This window comes from Spirosoma humi (assembly GCF_054776575.1).
In genome coordinates this window covers 662785-688686 of record NZ_BAAHBR010000015.1, presented here as the reverse complement: position 1 = coordinate 688686, position 25902 = coordinate 662785, and the positions used below count along the sequence as shown (strand labels likewise).

Below are 25902 nucleotides of genomic sequence, written 5' to 3'. Positions count from 1 at the left end.
AAAGGTAAAACGGTCTTCTGAATTTTGGCGCACGTTTATCGGCCAAACTTCCTGATTGACCGGTAATGGTAAGGGTATTGTCAGAAAAAGAGCTTCCTTGCCCGTCAATCGTCATACTCGCCCTGCAGTGCATAAAGGCCAAATCGAATCAAACCGCCCACAATAAGGGGCATCAGGACAAAAACGATGATGATACCAAAAACCAGATCGTCTGTCTTGCCGGAGGTGAGTTTGGGCAAGCCCAGCGTCGTAATGCCAAAATAACCAGCCAGGGCGGCCAGGGCCAGCCAGAGGAGGCCTAAGTATCGTTTTACTGTATTCATATAGTTAAAAGTTGGCTTGTTGTAATTAGGAGTTTGGGGCCGGATTAATTGATTACACTAAACAAGCGACGAATAATTTTTTATTAGTCCCCGGTTTTTAACCGGGGAAACCGCCGAAAAATACCCGTGTTTCCTCAACCGTTTCAACGGTTTAAGCATCTGGCAAACCGTTGAAACGGTTAAGGAAACACGGTCTTACTTTTGTAAACCCACCGCTAAAGCGATGTGCTGATAGCGGGTTGATTCGGAGCTTATTTAATACAATTCACTTAACCCGGCGAGAATAAAAAAAAGATTTTTACGTTGCTAGTCAATGACTTGTGCTCGGTTTCTGATGTAGAAGAGGCCAATCAGTAAACTTACACCGGCCACAATAATTGGGTACCAGAGTCCTTCCAGATACGGGGCTGCGTAAGGCAGCGCCTTCCCGGCTTTATCCGCGGCTAGATTGGCTTCATTAGCTCCGGTAGCCAGATACGTCGCCACGGCGGGCAGCAAGCCGCCAAAGACACCATTGCCGATATGGTACGGCAACGACATCGACGTGTACCGAATTTTGACGGGAAACATCTCCACCAGAAAAGCGGCAATCGGGCCGTATACCAGCGTGACGAAGATTACCTGAATAAATACCAGCCAGATCAGCCGCCACCGATCACTGTCATTTACCGTCACCGTCCGTTTAACGTCGGGTTTCGCTGGTTCGGCAGCAGGGTCAGCAGAACGCTTTAGTTTGGTCACCTCCGTTAACAGGGTACCGTCGGTGTAGGTACGCTTGAGGGTACGGGTCATGATGGTGCCCCCCGCGCCTTTCGGGTCAGGCGTTACGGTCGAGTCAGCCGAGAAACCAGTCGTAACCTCCTGCTTATTCTTCACGTTGGTCGTCTGATACATCGACTCGTAAATGGTCCGGTAGGAGAGAATGGCCACCAGCATACCGAACAGCATGATGCCCTTCCGGCCGATTTTGTCCGACAGCCAGCCGAAAACCACAAAGAACGGGGTGCCCATGAGCAGCGCCACCGTCATCAGTTCATCGGACTGAATGGCGTCGACATTACAGACCGTTTTCACAAAATTCATGGCGTAGAACTGGCCGGTATACCAGACAACGCCCTGCCCCATGGTAGCCCCAAATAAGGCCAGCAATACAAATTTGAAATTGTATTTGTTGCCAAAGCTTTCCTTAAGCGGATTCGTTGATGTTTTGCCCTCGGCTTTCGCTTTGGCAAACAGAGGGGACTCGTGCATGTTTTTCCGGATGATGTAAGAAATAAGCACCATCAGAATCGATACCAGGAAGGGAACGCGCCAGCCCCATTCATCGAAATCGTCTTTCGACATTGATTTGCGGGTGAGCAGGATGACCAGCAGAGACACAAACAGGCCAATGGTGGCCGTCGTCTGAATCCAGGATGTCCAGTAGCCCCGCTGCCCCACGGGTGAGTACTCCGCCACGTAGGTAGCGGCTCCCCCGTATTCACCCCCCAGGGCGAGTCCCTGCAGAAGTCGGAGCACCAGAACCAGCGTAGGGGCCAGGTAGCCAATGGTATCATAACTCGGAATCAGGCCGATAAGGAAGGTGGCACCACCCATCAGCATGAGCGTGACCATGAACGTATATTTACGCCCAATCAAATCGCCCAGACGGCCAAAGAAAAGGGCGCCAAAGGGCCGGACAATAAATCCGGCCGCAAACGTAGCCAGTGTGGAAAGGAAAGCGGCCGTTGGGTTACCCTCCGGAAAAAACTTGGTGGCCAGCACGGTAGCCAGCGATCCGAAAATGTAAAAGTCGTACCATTCAATGAGCGTGCCAACCGATGAGGCCCCGATGACGCTGATCAAACTGCGTGTGCCGGACGTAGTTTTAGGTGCTTCTGTAAGCATAAAAAGTAGGGAAGTAGGCTTTATTTCCAGTAAGCCATTCTAACCCTACTTCCTACTGTAAATGAGCTGCTCAGAAAGGAGACACCTATTGCCCTGGATGGCTGTCAGGGGGCCAGCCGTTCCAATTGCCACGGTTGTGTACCATCCGCCCGGCGATACTGAATGCGGTCGTGTAACCGACTGGGACGACCCTGCCAGAACTCCAGCGTATAGGGCACCACCCGAAACCCACCCCAGTAAGGCGGGCGGGGCACTGCCTGGCCCGCAAACTGAGTTTCCAAATCACGCTGCCGACGTTCCAGCACCTCTCGACTGTCGATAACCGAGCTTTGGTGCGATACCCAGGCGCCAATCTGGCTACCCCGTGGGCGACTGTTGAAGTAGGCATCCGACTCTTCAGCACTAACTCTTTCGACAACTCCCTCAATGCGAATCTGGCGTTCGAGCTGGGGGTAAAAAAAGGTCAGGGCAGCAAAAGGCTGTTGAGTCAGCTCACGGCCTTTGCGGCTTTCGTAGTTTGTGTAGAAGGCAAACCCCGTCTCCGACACATCCTTAAGCAAAACAATCCGCCCGTCAGGACGTCCTTCAGCGGTCACTGTACTCAGGTGCATCGCATTGGGTTCAGGGACACCCGCCTGAAGCGCTGCGTCGAACCACTGTCGGAATTGAGCAAACGGGTCCGGTGAAACATCAGTGGTGTCTAACCCGTTTAGGGTATATTCATTTCGTAAGTCGCTGATTGCTGAAGGCATTGGATAAGTTGGGTTAATGGCTTTTCGATGACCCTACTACAAGAAAATCCGCATATTGTCGTACTTTTGCAAAAGTAATCGGTACGTTCCCAACATGGCAAACCAAGAACAGGAAATTAACCAGCAGCCGGAAGTCCAAAACCTGGCTACTGACTCGCTGGCAGTCAATACTCCCGAAGATAACTCCACACCCGTTTCGGAGCCAACCACTCCAGAACCTGCTGTAGAGGATAGTGAAACAACTATGTCCGATCCAGTAGATACGGCTGCAAATGCGCAGCCTGAATCCGTTGATGTCGTTAAAGCAACGGAAACAACAAATCAAACATCGGTAGATGAATCAACGCCAGAAGTTTCATCGGTAACGGTTTCCCCCGTTGCAGAAGACGAAATTTCGGCATCTGCTGCGCCCGTTGCATCAGAAAATACAGACCAGCCTGCCGCTGAGCCAACACCGGAAACAAGTGAGCCTGCGGCTGAAGCGACTCCGGACAGTACGACATCGGTGGCCGATGACAGCGCGTCGGAGCCAACGTCCGAAGCCGCCGTTGTTGAGGAGATGACGGCGCAATACGCTGAGGTTCACGAGCCAGAAGACGAAACACCGGTGCCATCAACGGTCGATTACAGCCAGTTCTCGAAGCAGGATTTCGTCAACCTACTCGAAACGCACCTGGCAGCAATCAGTCTTGCCAGCGTTACGCCCGGCGATTTTAAAAAGGCCGATCAGGTACTGAAAGAAGTAAAACCCCTGTTCGACCAGATGAAGCGGGCCGAGCGGGAAGCGGCTTCACAGGTATACATCGCCGAAACCGGTTCTGAGGAAGGATTCGAGTACAAGTACGACGATGCCGTTCAACGGTTCGATGAGTTGTACAAGCTGATCAAGAGCCAGAAAAATACCTATTTCCAGAATCTGGATAAAGCCAAAGATACCAACTTTGCCTCGAAAACGGACCTGTTGACCCGTTTACGTGAACTGGTGGAAACGGACGAAAACAATGCCGGCGATCCGAAAGTAAGCTGGAACGAGTTTAAGAAAATCCAGGATGAGTGGAAGGCCGCCGGAAATATGAATTCTCCGCACAATGCTACCCTCTGGGCTACCTACCATGCGCTGGTTGACCGTTATTACAGCAACCGGAACATTTATTTTGAATTAAAAGAACTTGATCGGAAGCGCAACACCAACCTGAAAACAGAGGTGATCGAGAAAGTCGAAGCGATGGCTAAAGCTGCGGAAGAAACGCCCGTTACGCGCCAGACGATCGACGAAGCCAACGCGCTGTTCGAAGAATACAAACACATCGGTCCGGCTCCTAAGGCCGAGCAGGAAGTACTTTGGGGCCGCATGAAAGCCGCTCTGGATGTACTGTACGAAAAACGCCGGGGCCAAACCAATGAACAGCGGAAAGAGTCGGCGCAGTTGTACGAAGAAAAGTCAGCTATTTACGAAGAGTTAGTACCCATTACCTCATTTTCGTCGAACAGTATTAACGACTGGAACGACAAAACGAAGGCGGTAATGGCTTTGCAGGACCGCTGGAATGCCATCAAAGGGCCAATGCCGCGCGAAGAAGGCAAGGAACTTAGTAAGAAATTCTGGGCTGCTCTGAAAACGTTCTTCCACAACAAGGGTGAGTTTTTCCGGCAACTTGAGAGCAAGCGGGAAGAGAACCTACGGGCCAAAACCGAACTTTGCGAACAGGTAGAAGCTATCCTGGCTGCCGGGGAGGAGTCGCCCGAAATCACGCAAACGGTTATCGAGCTGCAACGCCAGTGGAAAAACATCGGCCAGGTGCCTGAGAAACAGAAGAACACTATTTTTGACCGATTCAAAGCGGCCTGCGATGCGTTCTTCAACAAAAAGCGGTCGAAAAATCAGGAGACCGAACGTGAATTCGAAGGGAATCTGGCCAGCAAACTTGCGCTGATCGAACGAATTGAAGCCGCAGCCACAGCGAACGCTGATCTGTCTCAACTCAACGAGTTCAAGAAAGAGTGGAACAGTATTGGTTTCGTTCCTAAGAAAGATATGCAGTCGACCCAGAAGCGGTATATCAATGCAATCAACGCACTGGTTGGCGCAACGGGTAAAATTCCGGCGAAAGATAAAGAGCGGATCATGCTCCAGAGCGAAGCCGAAGCAACCCGTGCGGGTGGTCGTGGCGATCGGGATCGTGGTGACTATAGCCGGGGTAACCGCGACGGAGGCAATCCGGATAACAAACGCGAAAGCGATATCCGTCGGCGCATCACCTCAATTGAAAACGATATTGCTACGTATCGGAACAACATTGAGTTTTTTGCCCGCTCGAAAAACGCCGATAAACTCCGCGCTGATATCGACAGGAAAATTGCCGATGCTGAAAAACAACTGGACGACCTTCGACACCAGTTGCGTGTAGCTCAGGCGTAATCTCCTGATAGACAAAATAGAAAGTGGCCTGATTCAAAACCAGGCTACTTTTTTTTGCTTTTTTTAGCATTGATCTTGCACCGAAGGCTCAAAACCACTACTTTTGCATCACAATTCGGAAACGAGTTGGGAGTTGTTGCCAGTGTCGGATAGCGGTCGATTCCGCCTGATTTGTAATCAGGATGCGCAAGCGCGTCGGGGGTTCGAATCCCTCCACTGGCTCATTGATAATCAAAGAGTTATAAACGAAAAACCGCTTTCAGTGATGTTGGCGGTTTTTCATTTGCATACAGTGGCTTTTATATGCGACTTATCTCAACGTTCCAACCGTATCGTTTCGAACTCAAATTGGTAGGGTTGTAATTGGCCTCCTGCTCATTGCATCGCTCGACCAATGTAAGCAGCCCAGTGTACCTGTACCAGCTAACACGAAACCCACTCGGGACGATAATATGGCGATGGGAAATCCCGATGGAGCAAGTCGTCAGAGTCAAGCCTCAACGCTTACCTGATTACGCGTCCTACCTATTCGCTTTCCTACAATCAATCCACTATTGCTAATTGGTGCAGCTGGCATTTAAGCTTAGCCTGGAAGGGGTCAGCCACCCGCTACGCTGGTAACTTCATCCCAGATCAATCATTACCAACTACGTGGTATCAGGTCCGGCATACTGATTACATCAACACTGGCTTTGACCGAGGCCACCCCTGTCCGGGAATCGTAGTGTAAACGGGTTGGCTCATCATTTACGTATTTAAGAAGCTGTTTGAGTTAGCAAGTTTGGAAACGAGAAAGCCGCCAATCGGGGTTAAGTTGTGTGCAGCAACCTTATTCCTCCGACCTGACGGCCTCTCAATGGCAAGGTATCGAAAAACTTATTTGTGTCAAACGAAAAAGCGTTTGGCCACTCCAGCGAATCGTCGAGGCCATCTTTTAGCTGACAAAAAACGGTATTATTTGGCGAGACCTGCCCGAAGGGTTTCCGCCTTGGCAGACCGTCTACTGGTACTTTCGAAAGTGGGCCAAGAACGATACTTTATTAGTGATAGCCAATGAGTTGACTATGATTAGCCGCCTTAGAGTCGATAAAAAACCCTTGCCTACGGTGGCCATCATCGACTCGCAAAGTGTCAAAAACAGTTCGACTGCTACCCAGCACATTGGCTTTGATGGGGGTAAGTTGGTCAAGGGCCGTAAACGCTTTTTGATCGTCGATACAATGGGGCACTTGCTGTGGACCGATGTACGACCCGCCAACGTAGCCGATGGCAAAGCGGGGATTTTGCTTTGGGAGCAAGCCGAACACCTGAATCCTTTGCTGGACGATTTAGTGTTGATGTATGCTGACAGTACGTTTGGCGGTCATTTTAAAGAGCCGTTAGAAACCATATATGCTATGCGGGCCATCATTCCAAAGTCTCCCATCACCAATCAACCTGCTAGTAATAAGCTAATTATTCACCAATGGCGATGGATAGTGGAGCGGACTATTTCTTGGTTAGGCAACAATCGACGGTTGGCTAAGGACTACGAGCGCACCCTCTTATCTGCCCAAGCTTTTATTTGGATCGCTCACATCAGGCGTACCATCAAACGAGTTTGGCCATAACTCAAACAACTTCTAAGTGATTACTTTGCACATCTACATAGGCTACTAATAAGCGATAACCTGACTGTTTACCGTCTCCTTATAATAAGCACCGCACGTTCACGCGTTAAAAAATCGCTTGTAAGCCTCTCGCTAGAATATTTTACATACATTCCCGTCTGTAGCGTCCCCGATCTAGCAACATCGGCCCACCAGCCACTCTTCTCGCAGCCGGATAACTAATTGACTTAATAATGTTCCATTTATCGGCTTAGTAATAAACTCGCTGGCACCAAGTATCTGTGCCCGTTGTCGATCCTGCTCCTGATCAGATGTGGTCAGAATAACAATAGGCGTATACTGGTAAAGCGGGTGTTCCCGAAGTTGTTTCAGTGCCTCAAATCCGTTAAGCCGGGGCATATTCAAATCCAGAATAATTAATTCAGGTGTCGATCCGCTTTGTTCCAGGGCTTCTAATAAGGCCAGACCGTCGTGAGCAAAGGCAAGCTGGCATTGGGGGCTATTCTTAGCGAAGGCACTATTTAGCAAGTAACGGTCGTCTTCATCGTCATCGGCCACAAAGACGCAGGTGTAAGAGTTTTTGGTCATCAGTAAGGCTGAAGGTTACAATGAATAAAAAGGAGAATCTTAATAGTCTTTTATGTGATCATCCTGTCATTAGACAATATTACAATGAATTTAGGTAGCATGTGCTTGGTTTGTTACTTTATCGACTAACTAGTTCACTGAACAAAGAACGTCTGAATGCGCTTATCCTAGGTAGCTGTTTTACACCACAAAATACAATACCGCTTATGGATACGATAAAGCCTTGGGTTGCCCTGCTGGATGCCGATGAAGATGACTACGTTTTCTGGCAACATGGCTTTCTCTCATGGGCCCAGCACCTGGAACTGTACTGGTTTAACTCCATTAGTGCGTATCTCACAGCAACTTCTCTGGGCAAGGATATGCCGGTGGCTTTAGTGATGGATGGCGTGATACCCGATGGAGAGGAAATGAAATGGCTAAGTACCTTACTGCTCCACCCCAGTTGTCAACGGGCCTGTCTGATTATGTTGTCGGCCGAGGTAGATGACCAACAGCGGGAAGCCTCCGTGCAGCTAGGAGCGGCAGATCATTTGCAGAAGCCATCGAGTTTGGATGAACTGAAGGCATCGATCTTGCAAGTAAGTGCGCATGTAACCGCCAGGAGCAATAACTAGTTTAACTACCTGAAGAGTCTAAACCAACTTAACGCGATGAAAAAGATAATATTAAGTAGCGCTTTACTGCTGAGCCTGATCAGCTTTCGTTTGCAAGCTCAATCGACGGCATCAGGCAGCAGCAATACCGGCAATGGTACGTCGGGGTCAACGCCCGCTCAAAATGGCTCTACAGGCCCTACTGTGTCTGGCGGTTCTGTCAGCAAGTCCACCAGCGGTGACAGTCGCAAAGGCTCAGGATCTGCACTGCCTGGTAATTCAAAGAGCACAACGGGTAGTAGCCGTGAGATGAGAAAGGCCAAGACTAGTCGCAGTACGTCGACCTCCTCAACCAATCACTAAGTATAGTCGTTGTGGGTGTAATGCCTTGTATGCCAAGAAGTTACTTTGAGTCGCCCATTGCAACACTCATGCTGGCGGGTGAAGTCTTTTCTGGGCTCACACCCACTGATGATATTGCTACCGCATTCGAGTCATTCAAATCTAAAGCCTGGGCGGTAATTGAATTAACCAATGACCCGGCACCTTACGTTACCTCCTGGAATTTACTTAACCTGTATGCCCAATCCAGCTTAGTGGAGTTCTCACAGGGTAATATCAGCGTGCTAGATAAACTGAAGAAGCAACTTGAGGCTAGTATCGAATTGATGCCCTAGCGCAATGATAGGGTATCAATTCAAGTTCTATAACATCATCTCAATTCCCTTTCCAGCCGGGCAGAAGTTGCCTCCTCTTTATCTTCTTCAGTCAATGCCTGAGTGAAGCTTATAAACTCAATCGTCAGAGCTGAATTGTTAAAGTAGACCAACCAGCTTAGTATAATGAATGATCTAATAAGGTGCCCCAAGTGCGAGTCTGATCAGGTAGCCGAGTTTGGCACTAAACAACCTATCACTCTTGAAAGCATAAGCCTAACCCGAGAAAAGGAGGATGAGGTGTTGACTGACTTATTTGCCAGCGATAACCGGGACCGGCAGTGTTTAGTTTGTGGCCATAAGTGGAATGCCGAGGAACGATCCTTCCAGCAGCAAGAAGATCAAAGCCAGCTTGATGCGCTCACGTTCGGCGATAGGAAAGAGAAGTTTTACGTCGATTACGAGTCGGGACGGGCTGACCACGCCAGGCAAAACGTCCCCGTAGAGGCAGTTGGCATCTATAAGCGGAAGGGACTAAAATCGGCTTACAAATTTCTCAAACTACTGGACTTAAAGACAGACCGCTTTAAAAAGAGGGCCTTGCTCGTTGTTTTTGGTGTAGCGTTGATCCTTGTGCTGGTGCTGTATGCACTTGTGTAAGTTTATATTTACGCAAGTGCCCGGCCATATGACGACCGGGCTTTTGCATTAGATCGGGCGCTTACTTAACTCTACTCCAGCGTTTGTTCCATTGGCGAAACCAGGGTCCTTTCTCATCAAATTTCCAGAACCCTGGCTCTCTTGTCTTGGCCTGTGGCAGAATAGCGGTCCAGCATTCACCTTTGGGCAGATCGATCAACTCATGGATACAGTCAGCTTGTACGAGGTGGGTAGTGCCAGGGGCGCGGAATACATCGTGAGACTCACCGGTTGGCGTGTAGATCCGTTCTGTGTAGCCACCATACAGGATAATACTCTGGAACGCGAACGGATGATCATGGGCATTCTCTCCGGCAACTGATTTAAAGTGGTGAATCACTAGGTCGAAGGGTAAGCCTTTGATGTGGTATTTGGTAAATTCACGATTCATTTTTTCCTTCTTAATTTTTATCATAGTCAATTCGTGGGTAGTACAGTTATATAGTCTTTCTCAATTATATTCTACTTCAAGCTGGATGTCTACCAACATCCCCAGGCTCCACAGGTAGCGCATGGCCACTTTGGGATCGCTGTATCGGTTGTAACGCATAATCATCATCAATTTTTTCGTTTGTGTCCATAAATAAACATTGTGGATGTGTTCTCACTGGTAATACGCCACATTCTAATATTTATCAAAACATCATCAACGTGTTTCTGGCTGGAACGGCTGAAGAGCTATTCCACCTAAATACGAGCCCGGCTCCATCCATGGGTGATGAGTTGCTGCTAGATGATGAGCCTTACATTATTACTGCCCGGCGCTTCGTGCTGGAAGGCACTCAGTGTGATGCGAAGAACGTAGATTATGTAATACTATATGTTCGGAAAACTTGGTAGTAATACACTCACATAGGATCTGTAAAGAACTGAGTTCCTGACAGGGCCAGGCTGTTCATTGGTTCGCGTGCTTCTTAAAAAATAAGTGCTGTCCCACTAATTGAAAAGCTAACTAAAATAAAGCGTAGTTTCCCAACGGAATGGATTTACGGTTGATAAGAATTGCGACAATGTGATCAAGTGAGTTGTGACCCATTATTTGTTTCAAGGTCTATGTTTATATGTTTACACGTATTTACGACTTCATATGGACCTCCCTTTTGTTGATTGTCCACGAGGTACTTGAAGCAGGTCTGCCCGACAGACCTACCAAGAAGCCAACACCTGAAGAGCATATGGACATCTACAGATAAGATCTTGATTATATGTCATCAGCCAGATCAACAGGGCTGATGCCGGTATGCCTTCGTAGGGTGAGTGGCTCGCAGTCCTGCCAGGTACATTATATAAGGTGGACTGGACTTACTACCTTTTCCTGGGTAGAAGGTAGGTACACATCTCTATTGGAAGCTAGCTAGTCTGGGGGAACTCTTACCTTTAACATAGAAAAAATGCTGATCGATAAAGTAAACGTAGGTTTATTGAAGATCAACTGTAGTTTAGCACAAATCAACTCCTAAACTAGCTCATCATGTTACGAGAAGACCTGATCGAATTTCCTCAGCTTTCCCACCACGCCTTTCAACATTCTTTGGACCGAGACGCCGGTAACATTCTGAAAGGTATTGACAAATTCAAGTCCATTATTGGCACCATCAACGGCTACTTTGAACACGCTCAGCATTATTACAACAGTTCATCCTGTGTACGTGTCAGCGAAACCCAGTATCCGTCACTCTATCGGGCCTACACCAAAATGGCGCGTGTACTCGACGTACCCAAATTGCCCGATCTCTACGTCGAAACCATCGATGAAATTAACGCTTTCGCCAGCGGTATCGACCGCTACAGCATCAACATTAACTCAGGCCTGCTGGATATTCTCTCCGAACGAGAGGCCTTAGCTATTATTGGTCATGAACTGGGGCATGTCAAATGCGACCACATGTTTTACAATACGTTCACGTATTTTCTGCGGTATTTCGGCTCCTCCCTGATGAGCATGATTCCCGCTCCCTTCAACAGCGCTCTCGACATAAGCGTGCAACTGGCGCTGCTCGAATGGAGCCGCCGGGCCGAGTTCTCTGCCGACCGGGCCGCCCTGCTGACCACTCAGGATGTAGGCGCTGTCAGCGAAGCCTTGAGCAAAATTGCGGGCTATTCTAAAACCCTAAGCGATCCCGTTAGTGTTGACGCCATCAAGCAGCAGGCCGATGAATTTGAGGAGTATGTCGATGACAACTGGATGGCTAAACTCATCAAGGTACAGTCGATGCTTCGTCAAACGCATCCGTATACGGTGCTGCGGGTGAAAGAAATTATGGCCTGGTCGGAGTCGGAGCAGTACAAGGATATCTTGACGGGCAATTACCTGAAGCGCGGTGACCAGCCCACCCCGACACTACTGGCCGATCCCGATGCCCCTGCCGAACCTACGGCGTCTCAGAAAGCGGCTGCGGCTGCATCGGCCCTTGGTACGTCGCTGTCATCGGGCCTGAAAGGGTTTGGTGGTTTTGGCAAGAAGTAATCTTGATCCGCCAATCAGTAGCAAGTCCAAAGCCAGATTGTGAAACAAAAGAGCCTGGTCTGCCAATCAGGCTCTTCACTATATAAACTAACGTGCCATTGCTATTTCCTTGTTGTTGCTCAGACCACTGCTTCAGGAAAGCCTTCTCGCTTACAGAGCTGTATTTGCTCTGGCCTAACCATTCTTATACACCTGAGTCATAAGCCGTTTAACCTCCTCAATCTGCTTACACTGGTCGAGGCCTTAACAATGAAGTTAACCACTGTTAGCACCTCTCTGAGTTGCTTCTTGGTTGAGGTTGTCAGCCAGTGATAGAGCAAGGTATTGATGCCATGAAGATGAACGCGCTTTTACTGGAGAAAGTAGAGGAGTTAACCCTATACTTCATCTAGTTAGAGAAGGCCAATAATCTACCCCATTCCTTGTTGAATAGTACCTGATTAATTCGATAGTAGGATTGGCTCTGTTAAGTAATTTTTATATCTCTACTCTTAGCTATGAGCTTTACATCCTGTGTATCAATACTTTTAGTGATTAGTAGCCTACTTTGCTGTCAGAAGCTAACTCCTTTGGAGCCACCCAATCCCATACTCGGGAAATGGATTATGGAAAGCCATGAGATTTATAAGTTACCAAGCTGGTTTGTAACAAAAACACATACCGAGTACAGGGTAAGCTCCACGGATACCGTTTACGTTAATGGGACACTTGCTCAAGAGTTCAACGTGTACTCCCTTTCCTTTGACAATGAGGACAGTTTTAGCGAAACTTATTTTAAAAACGGTGGTTTGCGTGACATCTCAACTATTCAGGTTGATAGTGGTCAATGGGTGATAGCCGATTCAATAATAACCTTAGCTGTAAACAACCCTCTACCTCACAAACTAATTTACAGAGCCAGTAGTGATCGATTGGTGACCGATAAATTTCCCCAAAAATCTGTGTTACGTTTTGCTGATGGGTCAATCGACACAATCAGTTATAGTATTAAACTCTGGTATCGTCGAGATCGTTGAGTATTGTTTCATCAATAGCCTATGTGCTAGCTATTCAGCCGTTTGACTTCACTGCTGCGTGTAAATCCGAACAAAGTGGGCGTTTATGCTTGAGCCTTTTGTTTTGGTATGGCTTTTTTCAAGGTAGTTGGGCGTTGTTTAACGTCTCATCTATCATACCTTTGCCCCCGGTGGGCTTGGCTGGTAACCTTGTCCGCGCTTCCCCTACGTAGTGGTTCTCCGACCTAACGCGTAGGGGTTTTTGTTTGCGCTAATCTCCATTTTACAAGAGTATACCATCAAGTAAATATTTATGTAATTTATTAACTATTAGTTTACTATTGTCTGATTTTTGATCTTCACTGGACATCAATATATCCCGCCATTCACATGCACTTCTTTAATTCCTGTTTGTAGCCAGTTTCGCTCCGCTGAGCGGGCTACATACTTGTTCTACTTCAGACGTATATACGTCAATCAAAGTTATGCGTACCTTCATTAATACCTGTATAATCTACTATTTCGCAATCGGTTATCGACTGTTTCAACTTTTCGATCCGAACGCGGATGACTAATGAAGGCGGTTGTTTCGCTCACGCCAGCCAGTAAAGCTATGTTTACAGATGGTATGTTTACCGCCTTCGAGTCTTTCAGAAGCAGAGCTAAGCGCTGTTGAATCCACCAATAATCCTGTGTCCTGGACTCGCTCCTGGATTATGCTAGATCTCCCTGCACAGGTCAGCTTGACGGACATGTAGTAAGGAGTGTGGTTTCGCTCGACAAACCGAAAGAGTAAATCGCCGGTATAAAAAGACCCGCCCGCACAGATAAGAAAACGGGACAGCTGGTTTGATGGTGATAACTTCCTCACCCGTATATGCTGGAATAATAAGTCGTTAATTCGACAAGTCGCTTCCGGGATTCAAGTATTCTGTCGGCATTACGGTTAGCCAATTCGTTTGATTGGCTAACCGTAATGCCGCTCGACATACGCCGTATCAATTCATTCAGGCTCTCAATTCGACTATTTAACAGTTGTCTATGGTCTTTCACTTCGTTGTGTAGGCTAATGAGGTTATGCTATGTCAACAGGTAGACTTATCGTCGGGGGATAGGGGCAAGCCCTTTCGAGCTAAGATCAGACGCCTGGTTGCTTACTCGCTAAGACTGGCCATGAGTAATCCCGTTTATCGTTTTAAGGTGCCGCCAGCCGCGCGTCTGGACGAAGGCAGATAGACTCGGCCTGCGCAAGGGTAGCGAAGCCAGTGAGTGGAAAGGATCTGGCCAGGAGTGGAGAACCCATCACGAGCAGAAAAGGGGTTGGGAAGAGACAAATGATTCATGTATGCTGAGTGAAAATGGATGTACGTATAATATGGATCAGGTAGTGAGAATGTTTAATTATTTCTATTATATATGTCATTTTAAGTGGTAAATATTTTATTCGGTAACATCGTTGCCCATTTTGTTGCTCACAGGTTGTCATCGTTAACGATAAATACATACACAGGTAAAGAGGAGCGCGCAGTAAAAGAGACAGGTCATCTGCCGAACAAGTATATACCCTCAGCCCAGTTAAATCGATAGCTAAAGCGAGCGAATCGCTCAAAATGGCGTGTGGATAGCTCAGGTAAAATGCTGACTGTCAATAGCCTATTTAATTAGCCCATCTTTTAGGCCCATACGTTAGTACTGGACCCGTATACGCGAACGAACCTCGTCTCGTGACAGTGAAGAACTAGCCGTTCCCTCGTTCATCTGGAACTTGGCCTTCGACATTTCCCGTGATTCATCCGGGGAGCCCTCAGCCGGGTTTACCACGGCTTCGGTAGGTTCTCTGAGCGTGGCTGAGTAAACGAGTCCAACGCCTGGTGCCCTCAACAAATTATCCCTACCGACTGTTTGAAACTGCTTGGTTTTTTATCTCTATGGGAATAATTATGCAGGAATCCTCCAGCCATAACTCGTAGTGTACCGCGTCATACACGCAAAATCAACTCAATATTTTATGACTTTATCTTTACGTGCATGTATAGGTGCATTGTTCGTGTCAATGCTGTGTTGGCAGGCGGCACGGGCCCAACAAGTTAACATCACCTCGGTTACCCCCAATCCGGTCTGTGCCGGTTCGGTCATCACCGTGAATTACACGTATTCATTCCTTGAGCCAGGCACTGCCTACGTATATCTGAATGGACCTAACACGAGCAATGTTTTCATTGGTCAGGCATCGGCCAATGGCGGAAGTGGATCGGTATCCGGAACCATTCCCGTCGATCGGCTCACCAGCTCTTATACCGTTTTTATTCGTCGGGTATCATCCATTGCCTTTATCGGTGAGGTAAATAGTCCGCCCAGCAATCCGTTTACCGTTACTGCAAGGCCTGCCGCACCGGTGGTATCCCCATTGTCCTACTGCCTAGGCACGACGGGTGTTCCCCCCTTGACGGCCAGTGGGCAAAACCTCAAATGGTATAGCGTCAGTACAGGAGGCACCGGCAGCACCACCGCGCCAACGCCCCCCACGTCAGCGACCGGCACGACCAACTACTACGTGAGTCAGACCAGTACTGCTGGCTGCGAAAGTAGCCGGGCTACGCTTGTCGTAACTATCAATCCCTTACCGGCCAAACCAACGGTCGTTTCGTCGGTGTCATATTGCCAGAATTCGACTGCGCCTTCACTGGCTTCATCGGTAACTTCGGGCAGTAACTTGAGATGGTATGCCGCTCAAACGGGTGGCAACGGTTCCACAACGGCGCCAACGCCCTCTACAGCGTCTCTGAACCCCGTTACCTATTACGTTAGTCAAATCGATGGCAATGGCTGCGAAAGCGATCGGGCGGCCATCACCGTCACTATCAAACCCCGTCCGGCAGCCCCTGCCGTAACGACTCCAGCTCCGTATTGCCAGGATCAAACGGCGACCCCGCTCTCGGCCACGCCTGTTTCGGGCGCTAGCCTGAACTGGTATGGACCACCTCCATCCAATAATTCGCTGGGCAGTACGGCCCCCACACCTCTCACCAGCGCACCCGGTACTATCTTCTATTCGGTTAGCCAAACACTTAGTGGCTGTACGAGTACAACAGCAACCATTCCAGTGACGGTCAATACAAAACCGGCGGCTCCAACGACAAAACCTGTGGGTGTTTGCCAGAACACGACGCCTGTTTCACTAGCAACGGGTGTTACATCCGGAACAAATCTGCGCTGGTACACTGCTCAATCGGGTGGAGTGGCCTCCACGGTGGCGCCAACACCCCCAACCGGTAGCACCGGCTCAACGACTTACTACGTTAGTCAGGTCAATAGCAACGGGTGTGAGAGTGATCGGGCGGTGATTACCTACACGGTAAATGCCTATCCTGCGGCTCCGACGGTGAATCCGAGTTCGCTGACATACTGTCAAAACTCGACAGCGGTGCCCTTAACCGCTACCCCTGTAGCCAGCGCTACCCTGACCTATTATATGGTTGCCACGGGTGGGACACCTTACGCGACACTGACTCCGTCGACCAGTCAGAGCAACAACTATTTTGTCAGCCAGACGCTCAACGGTTGCGAAAGTCAACAACGAGCCACCATCAGCGTTGTCATCAATGCGCTGCCTGCCCAGCCCGCCGTAACCACGCCCATTACTTACTGTCAGTTTACCGTTGCCACTCCTTTGAGTGCCACCGCATCGACCAACAATACCCTCAGTTGGTATGGCACGAATGCAACGGGCGGAACCGCTTCTACAATAGCCCCAACGCCATCAACGAACACGGACGGTTTGTTTACCTACTATGTGAGCCAGAAAGATCCTGTCGGCTGTGAGAGCCTACGAGCGCCGATCAGCGTTACGATCTATCCCAAGCCCACGGCCCCTGTTACAAAACCCGCCAGCGCCTGCCTAAACAGCGTGCCCGCCCCGCTGGCACAATCCGTCACGTCTACCGGTACATTAAAATGGTATAGCGCTCAAACGGGTGGCACTGGCTCGACGGTCGCGCCCACGCTGTCGACCACGGCCGTGGGGTCATCTACCTACTATGTGAGTCAGACGAGCGGTAGTGGCTGCGAAAGCGACCGCTCGGCGATTACGTTCACCGTGAACCCGCTCCCGGCGGCTCCGGTACCCACACCCACCACGCTCCTCTATTGCCAGAATGCAACGGCCCCGCCCTTGACGGCGACCGGCCAAAATCTGAAATGGTACTCCGCTTCGGGTACGCTGTTGCCTAGCCCGGTCACGCCGTCTACAGCCCTCGCGGGCCCTGCCGTTACGTATTACGTGACCCAGACGGATAATAACGGTTGCGAAAGCGCCAAGGCCAGCGTCACGGTAACGACTGTGTCAAGACCGGCTGCTCCAACGGTGAGTACTCAGCCCGTAACGTATTGCCAGTTTGAGACGCCCACTTCCTTAACCGCGACGCCCATTACGGGCAACACACTTAGCTGGTATGGTACGAGCGAAACCGGTGGTACAGCCTCAACGGGTTCAGGGTTCACTGTCCCAACAACCGATCCGCCCGGCTCTACTCGTTACTACGTCAGCCAGACGGATGGTAACGGTTGTGAAAGCAGCAGTCGGGCGTTTATTACCGTAATTGTGAATCCAAAACCGACCGCGCCAACGGTGACCTCTATCACCCTGTGTCAGAATGCAACCCCTGTTGCTTTGGGAACGGCGGTGACCTCGGGGACTAACCTGAAATGGTATACCGCTCAAAATGGTGGCACCGGCTCAACGGTTGCACCGACGCTCTCGACCACGGCCGTAGGAACAACCAATTATTATGTAAGCCAGACGATTAACAATTGCGAGAGCGATCGGAGTGCGATTCCTGTAACGGTTAAACCGTTGCCTGCTGCACCGACCATAACCTTCAATACCCAGAATCTTTGTCAGAGTTCGGTGCCGACCCCGCTAACGGCCATCGCGACTGGAACCTTAAAATGGTATAGCCCTAATGGTCAAGTCTCTACGTCAGTAACGCCGTCGACCAACGCGGTTGGACCGACCTCTTATTCGGTTAGCCAGATCGTTGATGGTTGTGAAGGTCCGAAAGCTACGTTGAATGTAGTGGTCATCCCAAAACCAGTAGCGCCAACGGTTACCTCATCACTCCCGGTCTGTCAGTTATCAACACCCACCCCCTTAACGGCTACGGGCGTTTCGGGTAACACCTTGAAATGGTATGATAGCCCGACGGGGGGGGCTTCGTCAGCAACGGCGCCAACGCCACCCACGTCCGCTTCAGGTACGACTGTTTATTATGTTACTCAGACCGATGCCAATGGATGCGAAAGTGATCGGGCATCCATTTCGGTTCGGGTCAAGCCAAAACCCGCTCCACCGGGCACGGCACCTGTTAGCTTCTGTTCCAATCAGGTAACGCCCCTGACGGCTACCTTCGATGCAGGCACCATCCATAACTGGTATGGAACCAATGCAGCGGGAACCCCGACGTCAACCGCTCCAACGCCAACAACGGCCGTTATTGGTACGGCTGTTCCCTATTACGTGAGTCAGACGCTGGAGGGTTGTGAGAGTGCACAAGCGTCAATTGCCGTCACGATTAAGGCACTTCCTGTAGCGCCTACGGTGAGTTCAATACCTGTAACGTATTGTCAGGATGCTACCGCAGCTCCGTTGTCGGCTACGGCAACCACTGGTGGCAGTTTGAACTGGTATACGACACAAACCGGTGGTACGGCTTCGTTAACGGCGCTGATTCCACAGACGAGCAGCAGCCAGCCACCTACTACGTACTACTATGTGAGTCAGACGGTCAATAATTGCGAAGGACCCCGGTCCTCAATTGCCGTAACCATCAACCCACGTCCCGCCAAACCCACAGTCGTTTCATCGCTTACTTACTGCCAGAACACAACGGCACCGGCGTTGACCGCAACGGGCGTTTCTGGGAATACCCTGAACTGGTATACAACTGCTACAGGTGGCACCCCGATACCAACCCCGACGCCTTCGACTACCCTGCCAGTCCCAACGGTATACTACGTCAGTCAAACCGATGGCAAAACATGTGAAAGCGACCGGGCCAGTATTACGGTAAACATTACTGCTACGCCAGCCGCTCCGGGTGTAACCTCATTGAGTTTGTGCCAGAATACAGCGCCATCTGCGCTAACGGCTACGCCGGATAATGGCGGTATTTTGACCTGGTACACCAGTGTTACGGGAGGAACGGGCAGTACAATAGCGCCCAGACCATCCACCTCAACTGTGGGCACGGTTACCTATTATGTAAGCCAGCGAGTGAGTGGCTGCGAAGGGGACCGGGCGGGCCTGGATGTGACCATTAAACCCTTACCCACGGCTCCAGTAGCAAACGTTACCTCATTTAGCTACTGCCAGAACGCGGTGGCTAATCCTTTGTCGGCTACGGGTGTCACGCTAAACTGGTATATCAACCAGGGGGGCGTCGTGATTCCGCTGGGCCAGGCCGCGCCGACCCCTTCAACATCGACTGTGGGCACGATTACGTACTACGTGAGCCAGAGCGTGAATAACTGCGAAGGCCCCAAAACATCGATTACCGTGACGATTAGTCCACGGTTGCCTAAGCCAACGGTCGTTTCGTCGCTGACCTATTGCCAGAATACGACGGCACCGGCGTTAACCGCCACAGGAACAGGAACGTTGAAATGGTACAGTGATCCGACCACTGCCACCCCGATACCCACTCCGACTCCGTCGACAACCACGCCAGGGCCAACGGTATACTATGTAAGCCAGACCGATGCCAATGGTTGCGAAAGCGACCGGGCCAGCATCACGGTGACTATTACCGCTACACCATCGGCTCCGGGTGTAACCTCGTTGAGCCTGTGCCAGAATGTGGCCCCACCGGTCCTGACAGCCAGTACCAGTCCGGGAGGGAGCTTAAACTGGTACACGGCAGCCACAGGCGGTACGGCCAGTCCGTTCCCCCCAGCCCTGTCCACTTCTACAGTAGGAACGACATCGTATTTCGTAAGCCAGAGTGTGAGTGGCTGCGAAAGCCCAAGGGTCAATCTGGACGTAACCATTAAACCCTTACCCGTAGCACCAACGGTAACCAACAATGCACCAAGCTTCTGTCAGAATAGCGTGGCTACGGCGCTGTCGGCCATTCCGGCCAGTGGCGGAACGTTAAACTGGTATATCAATCAGGGGGGCGTGTTGAGTCCGCTGGGACAAGTTGCGCCCATTCCCTCAACGGCGACCGTGGGTGTGTTGACGTATGCCGTGAGCCAGAGTGTGAACGGCTGTGAAGGCCCTCAAGCCAGCATTACGGTGACCATTAAAGCGTTACCGGCGGCACCGACTGTTGCGGCCAGCAGCGTGACGTTCTGTCAGGGCACTGTCGCTACACCATTGACCGCGGGCTTCAGTCCGGGCGGTACGTTGAACTGGTATACGGTACCGACTGGCGGAAGCCCTTCGCCTTTTGCGCCGATTCCGGCAACGGATACGCCGGGCCTTACAACATTCTATGTCAGCCAGAGTGTAACCGATTGTGAAAGCCCACGGGTGCCGATCGTTGTCATCATAAAACGTACACCATCTGTACCAACGGTCGGTGCGGCTCCAATCTATTGCCAGGGTGGTACGGCGACGGCGTTGTCGGCTGTAGCACCGGACGGCGGTTCACTGAACTGGTACACCGCGCAGACGGGTGGAACACCATCGCCAACACCACCGGTTCCGCCAGTTAACACGGTTGGCGTGGTTACGTATTACGTCAGTCAGGTTCTCGATGGTTGTGAGAGTGGGAGGGTTAGCCTGACGGCAGATATCAAGGCGGCACCAGCCGCCCCATTCGCTACGGCATCCGTGGCTTATTGTCAGGGTGCTGTCGCTGTTCCGCTGACAGCTACGCCAACGGCTGGCGTTCTGAACTGGTACAGCGTACCAACGGGTGGTAGTGGGTCAACCGTGGCGCCAGTGCCATCGACCAGCAGCCCTGGATCAACACCGTATTACGTCAGTCAGATCGACGCGAATGGGTGCGAAAGTGTCCGCTCGGTTGTCACGGTCACCGTGAACACTCCGCCTGTGGTTCCGTCGACAGTACCCGTTACGTATTGTCAGGGCAGCCCGACTACAGCGTTGACGGCGACCCTGACCGGTGGCGTGTCGTTGAATTGGTATACAACGGCCGCCGGTGGCGTCGCTTCGCCCGTAGCTCCTACGCCCGTTAGTACCAGCCCCGGATCAACGCCGTACTATGTCAGCCAGACTGATGCGAATGGATGCGAAAGTAGTCGAAATGTAGTGCTGGTTACCGTCACACCGGCACCAGCCGCGCCGGTCGTTGCCGCCATTGCGCCCGCCTGTCAGAATGGCCCGTCTTTCCCTGTGCAGGCCGCCGGAGAAAACCTGAAATGGTATAGCGATCCAACAACAACCGCCAGCCTGGGTAGTGCCGTTCTTCAATCGACTGTTCAGCCCGGAACGTTCATTTATTACGTTAGTCAAACGGTCAATTCGTGTGAAGGAGCCCGGGCGCAGGTACAGGTTGTGGTCAATGCACTCCCTGCCGCGCCAATCGTGGCAAATCTGACGGGTTGCCAGGATGCGGTGGCACAGCCGTTGACGGCTACGGGTACGGCTTTGGAGTGGTATGATGTAAACGATAACCTGATCGCTGCCCCAACGCCCGTAACGAAAGTAGACGTTGCACAGACCTATACGTATAAAGTCACGCAGACGCTCAATGGCTGTACCAGTCCTAAAGCTACGTTGACTTACACGGTCAACGTAACGCCCTTGCCAACGGTCGTACCCGTCGTTGCGCTCTGTCAGAATTCGGTGGCGTCTCCCTTGCAGGCCACGGGCAGCAACTTGAAATGGACAGATCCGACCGGGGTAATTAGTGCGAATGCCCCCGTTCCGTCTACTCTGGCCGTAACTGCCGGGAGCAGCTATTTTGTTACCCAGACGAGCGCGCTCGGCTGTGAAAGTCGCCCTGCCGAAATAAAAGTGGCGGTGAATGCGCAGGCCACCGCTAAATTAGAGGGGAATGCGTCGGTGTATCTGGGTAGTCCGGCGCTGCTGACACTTACGTTGACCGGGGCGGGCCCATACAGCTATACTTTGTCTGACGGGACGTCTGGGCTCGCCGAAACGTCGACCACCTCGCCGATAACCACGAAGCAGATTTCCGTTACGCCGGCTGCCACAACAACCTATACCTTATTAGGTATTTCGAACGCTTGTGGCGTTGGGCCTTCCAGCGGAGCGGCCACGGTAACGGTGAAAGTGCCAACGCTTACAACCAGCCCTGTTGCACCAGCATCGGTCTGTACGGGTACGGCCTTTACCGTACCTTTCTCAACCACGGGCGAATTCGTGACGGGCAATGCCTTTACGGTCGAAATTGCCAGTACGGTCGGGGATTCGGCTAGTCGAAAATACATCCCGATTTCAAACGGGGTCGTCCAGGGTCCTTTCATTACCACTACCGTTCCGGCTACAATCGCTCCGGGACAGTATTATGTTCGGGTCGTGGCATCCAACGCGCCGTATCCGATCATCGGTACGATTAGCCCAACCGTACTGACCGTTCGGGCCTTACCAACTGCTGGCTTTACGGCTAGTAAAAAGGCCATTTACAAGGGTGAAAGTGTCGTACTCGTCTTTAACTTAGGTGGGGAAGGCCCCTGGACCGGAACGTATTCGGCGGGAACGGAAGTTAAGGCCTTCGGGTCCACGACGGGTGTGTACTCGGCAACGCTTACGCCAGCCACGACGACAACCTACACGATGTTATCGATTGCCAATGGCTGTGGTACTGGTAAAATTGAAGGAGTTGACACCATAACGGTGCGCGTCGATATTCTGACGGCGGAAGAAGATCCGTTTGTTAACTCGGTGAAAGTGTATCCGGTACCGACGGAAGGGGCCGTGACGGTCGATATCGACTTGCCGCTGCAGAGCAAGCCAGCCGAACTTCGACTGGTTAGTCCGAGCGGCCATGTCACGGAGCAGGTAACAACGAAAAAACGACAGACGATATTGGATCTCAACAAGGAGCCAGCGGGTACGTATCTGCTGTATATTACCGTCGGGGATCGATCAACGGTGCGTAAAGTCCTTAAACTATAGGCGGTTACGGTAGTGCCTATCGTCGCCTTTCGGCTTGTAGGGAGCTACGTTTAAGGCGATATGGATCATTTCGAATGCATAATGCCAGGCTAATAACCTGGCATTATGTGTTAGTAGAGAGATACAAAGGACGAAAACGGAATCAATCGCCAATGAGTATAGCTGTGTAGTCATCCGCGCCTACCAACTGCTGGTCCCGAAGTTTTTGCGTGTAAGCCAGGAACCGGGTGGGGGAGGTCAGCGCCGTTCGAAGGGGATTCCAGACTGATTTCTCGAAAAGCGGGCGTTTTTCGGCCCAATAATTCAGGTGAGCCTGAGCCCGGTTCCCCAGGGCTGTCGGTTGTTGTGCTACGAATTGTACGGCTTCCGGATCACCGTGTAAAGTCGCATAGGCCATCAGTACATACTGGCCCAAAGCATCTGATAGCAACGCATACTGCTGGCCGGACTGATGCTGCCAGATACCGGATCGAAAGCCGTCGGCAGCGGGCGGACGAAGCCAGTTGAGCAGATCGGGGGCGGCTTCAAATTGGCGTATGTCTGCATTAGCAGCCCCTAACTCACCCGTTGCTGGCCGGAAACAAAGCGCCACCGCGTCGCCGTAGACCATCCAGTGAAGCTTGTCTGCCTGCCGATGCAGCGTGGCCAGTGTTGCGCTGGAACCTTCGCCCATAAACTTGCGGTCAATCAGGTAATGGCGCTGCGCCAGCGGCTGGTACGTATCGAAAAAGGAGCCCCAGTGGGCATCGAGCCAGTGAGCCAGGCCGTCGATTCCCTGGAAGGGCGAATCCGGCACTTGCCGGACCAGATGTTGTGCCCACTCGCCGGCATAAATACCTGTTCCACCAGCGCCGTCGGCAACGGCCCATACACCCGCTTCGCTATCGGATCGCCAGGCATCTTCATTGTCGGCATGTACCGGCGCTTCTTTTCCAACCGACTGCTGATGGCTTTTCATAAATCAGGCTGAAGGGTAGCCGCAAAATGCTGGTTGTGTTGGGTCGGTGTACCGATATTCATAAACTTAACCAGGGCATCCATGTCGGCATTGCTGCACATGCCCACGTACGCCGTTCGCTGGTCGAGCCCAAATAGATTGGCGATATCAGCGTGGTAGGAGGCAGGCATATCGCTCGACATATCGTAGAGCAGCCGTGCGTAGGGATCGGCCCCCAGTTCGTCCGCTTTCGAGGGAAAGAGAATTGTTTTCCCCTGCTCGTCCGATACGTGAATGTTCATCAAAAGCACGTGGCCGTCCATGGTGTGCAGGCTTTTCAGCCGGTTGCAGCAGGCCAGCAACTCCTCGGTGGTCGCATCGGTCGCCACGCCGTCGGTGATGTTGATGACGGTTGGCGGATAAACGTCTTTACCCGCCTGGGCGGCCAGCCACTGTTCCACCAGCGACTCGGCCAGACAAACTGCACTTTTCATGGGCGTCCGATAGCGGTGAATCGCCTGTATCCAAACGGGCCGTTTTTCCGTAAAGGGAATAACCCGGCCCCGAATGGTGCGCTGCGTGGTGATCTCTTCCACCCGGATGGCCGCTTCGGCTAATTCGGCCGGACTGAGAAACGTCTTTCCCGACATGGCACCCGACCAGAGCAGCTTCGCTTTTTCATCGCTGAAACCGCCGTAGCCAATCAGCGCAATGTCGTAGTAATGCCGGATTTCGTCGCCTTTCTGGCAGCGAAGTACCAATTCCAGCAGGGTTTGGTTGATGATCTGCGCGACGGCCTCAGCTTTGGAAAGCGACTGACCCCGGTAGGTCGTCCGTTCATCCATCGACCCCGATTGATCGATCAGGAAGACAAAGGCGGTGGGCGTTTGTCGCATGATCTGGGCCGAGTAGGGGCGGTCTTTAATGGGTCGTTGCAGGACGTCCTGCAACGCTTTCTGCAAATCGGCGACGGATAAGGCGTAGGAAGGAAGGGGCTGTAAGTGGGTCATGGTGTTGATTGTTACGCGTCTGTAAGCTGTTGCAGAAGATGAATTATTTGTTGCTGCATCCGTTCGCGCAAAGCTGAAAAGTGCGTCATCAAGTCTGCCTGGCTGGCCAGCAACTGGTATCCCTCGTCGGCTTTAAACTTGGTGATCTCGGTCTGTAGCGTCTGCCGGCGATCCATGAGCCGCTGATACCCTTGTTGAAGCGCTTCCAGATCCTGGGTCGTTTCGGGTTTGGCTATGAACAGTCGCCCGTCATGGAGATCCTGCACCAACGCGCGGACAGTTTTCAGGTCCCGGCGCTGGTAGGCGTCGTTGAGCCGAACCATGTACTCGTTGGCCTGTGCCAGGCGATCGGGGTCATTGATATGGCGGTCGGGGTGGGCCAGCGTCACGGCTTGCCGATAAAGTCGGCGGAGTTCACGTTCCGCCATTTCGTCGAGGTTAGTGGGTTTGTGGGCCACGGCTTCCCGCACAGCCCGATTGGTTTTCTCAAACCGATCCCGCCAGGTTTGGGCTTCTTCGGCATCGCTCCGCCGACCGGTCTGCGCAGCTCGCTGGAGTGATAATTTCCATTGAAGGTCAAGTGTCTTGGTGAGCAGGTCGCCGAGGTGAAGCCGGAATAGTCGGTAGTACTGATCAATTTGGTACTGGCAGGCGGCTTTTTCTTCCTCCAGCAACGCAATCTGAGTTTCCAGCGCCCGAATCTGGGCCAGCAAATCAGCTTTGGCGGGGTGAACGACAAGCGAAGGGGGGATTGACGGAGCGTTCATCGATTCCAGCGATAAATAGATTGGACCATTACCAACGTTTCAGCAGTTCGGTTTACACGCATATGATTTGGTTAAAAAGTGAGGGGTACTG

At 51.4% G+C, this 25902-nt stretch carries 18 protein-coding genes and 1 tRNA gene; 11 read left to right on the top strand and 8 right to left on the bottom strand.

Annotated features, from left to right (window positions below; all coding sequences use genetic code 11):
- Positions 1-104: 104 nt before the first annotated feature.
- The 3 genes from ACYU8Y_RS19175 to pdxH all read right to left on the bottom strand — a co-directional run bounded on the left by ACYU8Y_RS19175 (position 105) and on the right by pdxH (position 2962).
- Positions 105-323, bottom strand: a complete 219-nt coding sequence (locus tag ACYU8Y_RS19175; RefSeq protein ID WP_460939682.1) for a DUF6814 family protein — start codon at positions 321-323, stop codon at positions 105-107.
- A gap of 306 nt (positions 324-629) precedes the next feature.
- Positions 630-2210: an MFS transporter gene (locus ACYU8Y_RS19170; protein ID WP_460939681.1), complete on the bottom strand. Its 1581-nt coding sequence runs from the start codon at positions 2208-2210 to the stop codon at positions 630-632.
- A 104-nt stretch (positions 2211-2314) separates the two neighbouring features.
- Positions 2315-2962 (bottom strand): pyridoxamine 5'-phosphate oxidase, encoded by a 648-nt coding sequence (gene pdxH / locus ACYU8Y_RS19165; protein ID WP_460939680.1) that lies wholly within the window; start codon positions 2960-2962, stop codon positions 2315-2317.
- A 94-nt stretch (positions 2963-3056) separates the two neighbouring features.
- Between pdxH and ACYU8Y_RS19160 the strand changes: the two genes are divergently transcribed.
- From ACYU8Y_RS19160 to ACYU8Y_RS19145, 4 genes are all read left to right on the top strand, one after another.
- Positions 3057-5381, top strand: a complete 2325-nt coding sequence (locus ACYU8Y_RS19160; RefSeq protein ID WP_460939679.1) for a DUF349 domain-containing protein — start codon at positions 3057-3059, stop codon at positions 5379-5381.
- A gap of 138 nt (positions 5382-5519) precedes the next feature.
- Positions 5520-5603 (top strand) — tRNA-Thr (locus ACYU8Y_RS19155).
- Positions 5604-5889: 286 nt separating this feature from the next.
- Positions 5890-6111 carry a DNA/RNA non-specific endonuclease gene (locus ACYU8Y_RS19150; protein WP_460940323.1) on the top strand — a complete coding sequence of 74 codons (222 nt, stop codon included), beginning with the start codon at positions 5890-5892 and terminating at the stop codon, positions 6109-6111.
- Between the two features lie 208 nt (positions 6112-6319).
- Positions 6320-6991 carry an IS5 family transposase gene (locus tag ACYU8Y_RS19145; protein ID WP_460940322.1) on the top strand — a complete coding sequence of 224 codons (672 nt, stop codon included), beginning with the start codon at positions 6320-6322 and terminating at the stop codon, positions 6989-6991.
- 174 nt (positions 6992-7165) lie between these two features.
- On the opposite strand, the gene ACYU8Y_RS19140 is transcribed toward ACYU8Y_RS19145, so the two are convergent.
- Positions 7166-7579 carry a response regulator gene (locus tag ACYU8Y_RS19140; RefSeq protein ID WP_460939678.1) on the bottom strand — a complete coding sequence of 138 codons (414 nt, stop codon included), beginning with the start codon at positions 7577-7579 and terminating at the stop codon, positions 7166-7168.
- A 206-nt stretch (positions 7580-7785) separates the two neighbouring features.
- Here ACYU8Y_RS19140 and ACYU8Y_RS19135 point away from each other — a divergent pair, with 206 nt between their 5' ends.
- The 4 genes from ACYU8Y_RS19135 (at position 7786) to ACYU8Y_RS19120 (ending at position 9491) form a co-directional block, all read left to right on the top strand.
- A complete protein-coding gene (locus ACYU8Y_RS19135; RefSeq protein WP_460939677.1) occupies positions 7786-8196 on the top strand; it encodes a response regulator in 411 nt (136 codons plus the stop codon).
- Between the two features lie 36 nt (positions 8197-8232).
- Positions 8233-8538 carry a hypothetical protein gene (locus ACYU8Y_RS19130; protein WP_460939676.1) on the top strand — a complete coding sequence of 102 codons (306 nt, stop codon included), beginning with the start codon at positions 8233-8235 and terminating at the stop codon, positions 8536-8538.
- Between the two features lie 29 nt (positions 8539-8567).
- Positions 8568-8852, top strand: a complete 285-nt coding sequence (locus tag ACYU8Y_RS19125; RefSeq protein ID WP_460939675.1) for a hypothetical protein — start codon at positions 8568-8570, stop codon at positions 8850-8852.
- A 165-nt stretch (positions 8853-9017) separates the two neighbouring features.
- Complete coding sequence (locus ACYU8Y_RS19120; protein WP_460939674.1) at positions 9018-9491, top strand: hypothetical protein; 474 nt, start codon at positions 9018-9020, stop codon at positions 9489-9491.
- 61 nt (positions 9492-9552) lie between these two features.
- On the opposite strand, the gene ACYU8Y_RS19115 is transcribed toward ACYU8Y_RS19120, so the two are convergent.
- Entirely contained in the window at positions 9553-9945 is a 393-nt protein-coding gene (locus tag ACYU8Y_RS19115; protein ID WP_460939673.1) for a hypothetical protein, read from the bottom strand.
- A gap of 1056 nt (positions 9946-11001) precedes the next feature.
- Between ACYU8Y_RS19115 and ACYU8Y_RS19110 the strand changes: the two genes are divergently transcribed.
- The 3 genes from ACYU8Y_RS19110 (at position 11002) to ACYU8Y_RS19100 (ending at position 23097) form a co-directional block, all read left to right on the top strand.
- Complete coding sequence (locus tag ACYU8Y_RS19110) at positions 11002-11997, top strand: M48 family metallopeptidase (RefSeq protein WP_460939672.1); 996 nt, start codon at positions 11002-11004, stop codon at positions 11995-11997.
- 497 nt (positions 11998-12494) lie between these two features.
- Positions 12495-13013 (top strand): hypothetical protein, encoded by a 519-nt coding sequence (locus ACYU8Y_RS19105; RefSeq protein WP_460939671.1) that lies wholly within the window; start codon positions 12495-12497, stop codon positions 13011-13013.
- Between the two features lie 2032 nt (positions 13014-15045).
- Positions 15046-23097 (top strand): Ig-like domain-containing protein, encoded by an 8052-nt coding sequence (locus ACYU8Y_RS19100; protein ID WP_460939670.1) that lies wholly within the window; start codon positions 15046-15048, stop codon positions 23095-23097.
- A gap of 142 nt (positions 23098-23239) precedes the next feature.
- Here the strand turns inward: ACYU8Y_RS19100 and ACYU8Y_RS19095 are convergent, their stop codons facing one another.
- From ACYU8Y_RS19095 to ACYU8Y_RS19085, 3 genes are read right to left on the bottom strand one after another with little or no spacing between them, the layout of a single operon-like run.
- A complete protein-coding gene (locus ACYU8Y_RS19095; protein WP_460939668.1) occupies positions 23240-24055 on the bottom strand; it encodes a hypothetical protein in 816 nt (271 codons plus the stop codon).
- The gene (locus tag ACYU8Y_RS19090) at positions 24052-25044 is read right to left on the bottom strand and encodes a vWA domain-containing protein (protein WP_460939666.1); all 993 of its coding nucleotides are present in this window, start codon (positions 25042-25044) and stop codon (positions 24052-24054) included. Before ACYU8Y_RS19090 ends, ACYU8Y_RS19095 begins: the two co-directional genes overlap by 4 nt.
- Before the next feature lie 11 nt (positions 25045-25055).
- Positions 25056-25811 (bottom strand): hypothetical protein, encoded by a 756-nt coding sequence (locus ACYU8Y_RS19085; protein ID WP_460939664.1) that lies wholly within the window; start codon positions 25809-25811, stop codon positions 25056-25058.
- Positions 25812-25902 lie beyond the last annotated feature (91 nt).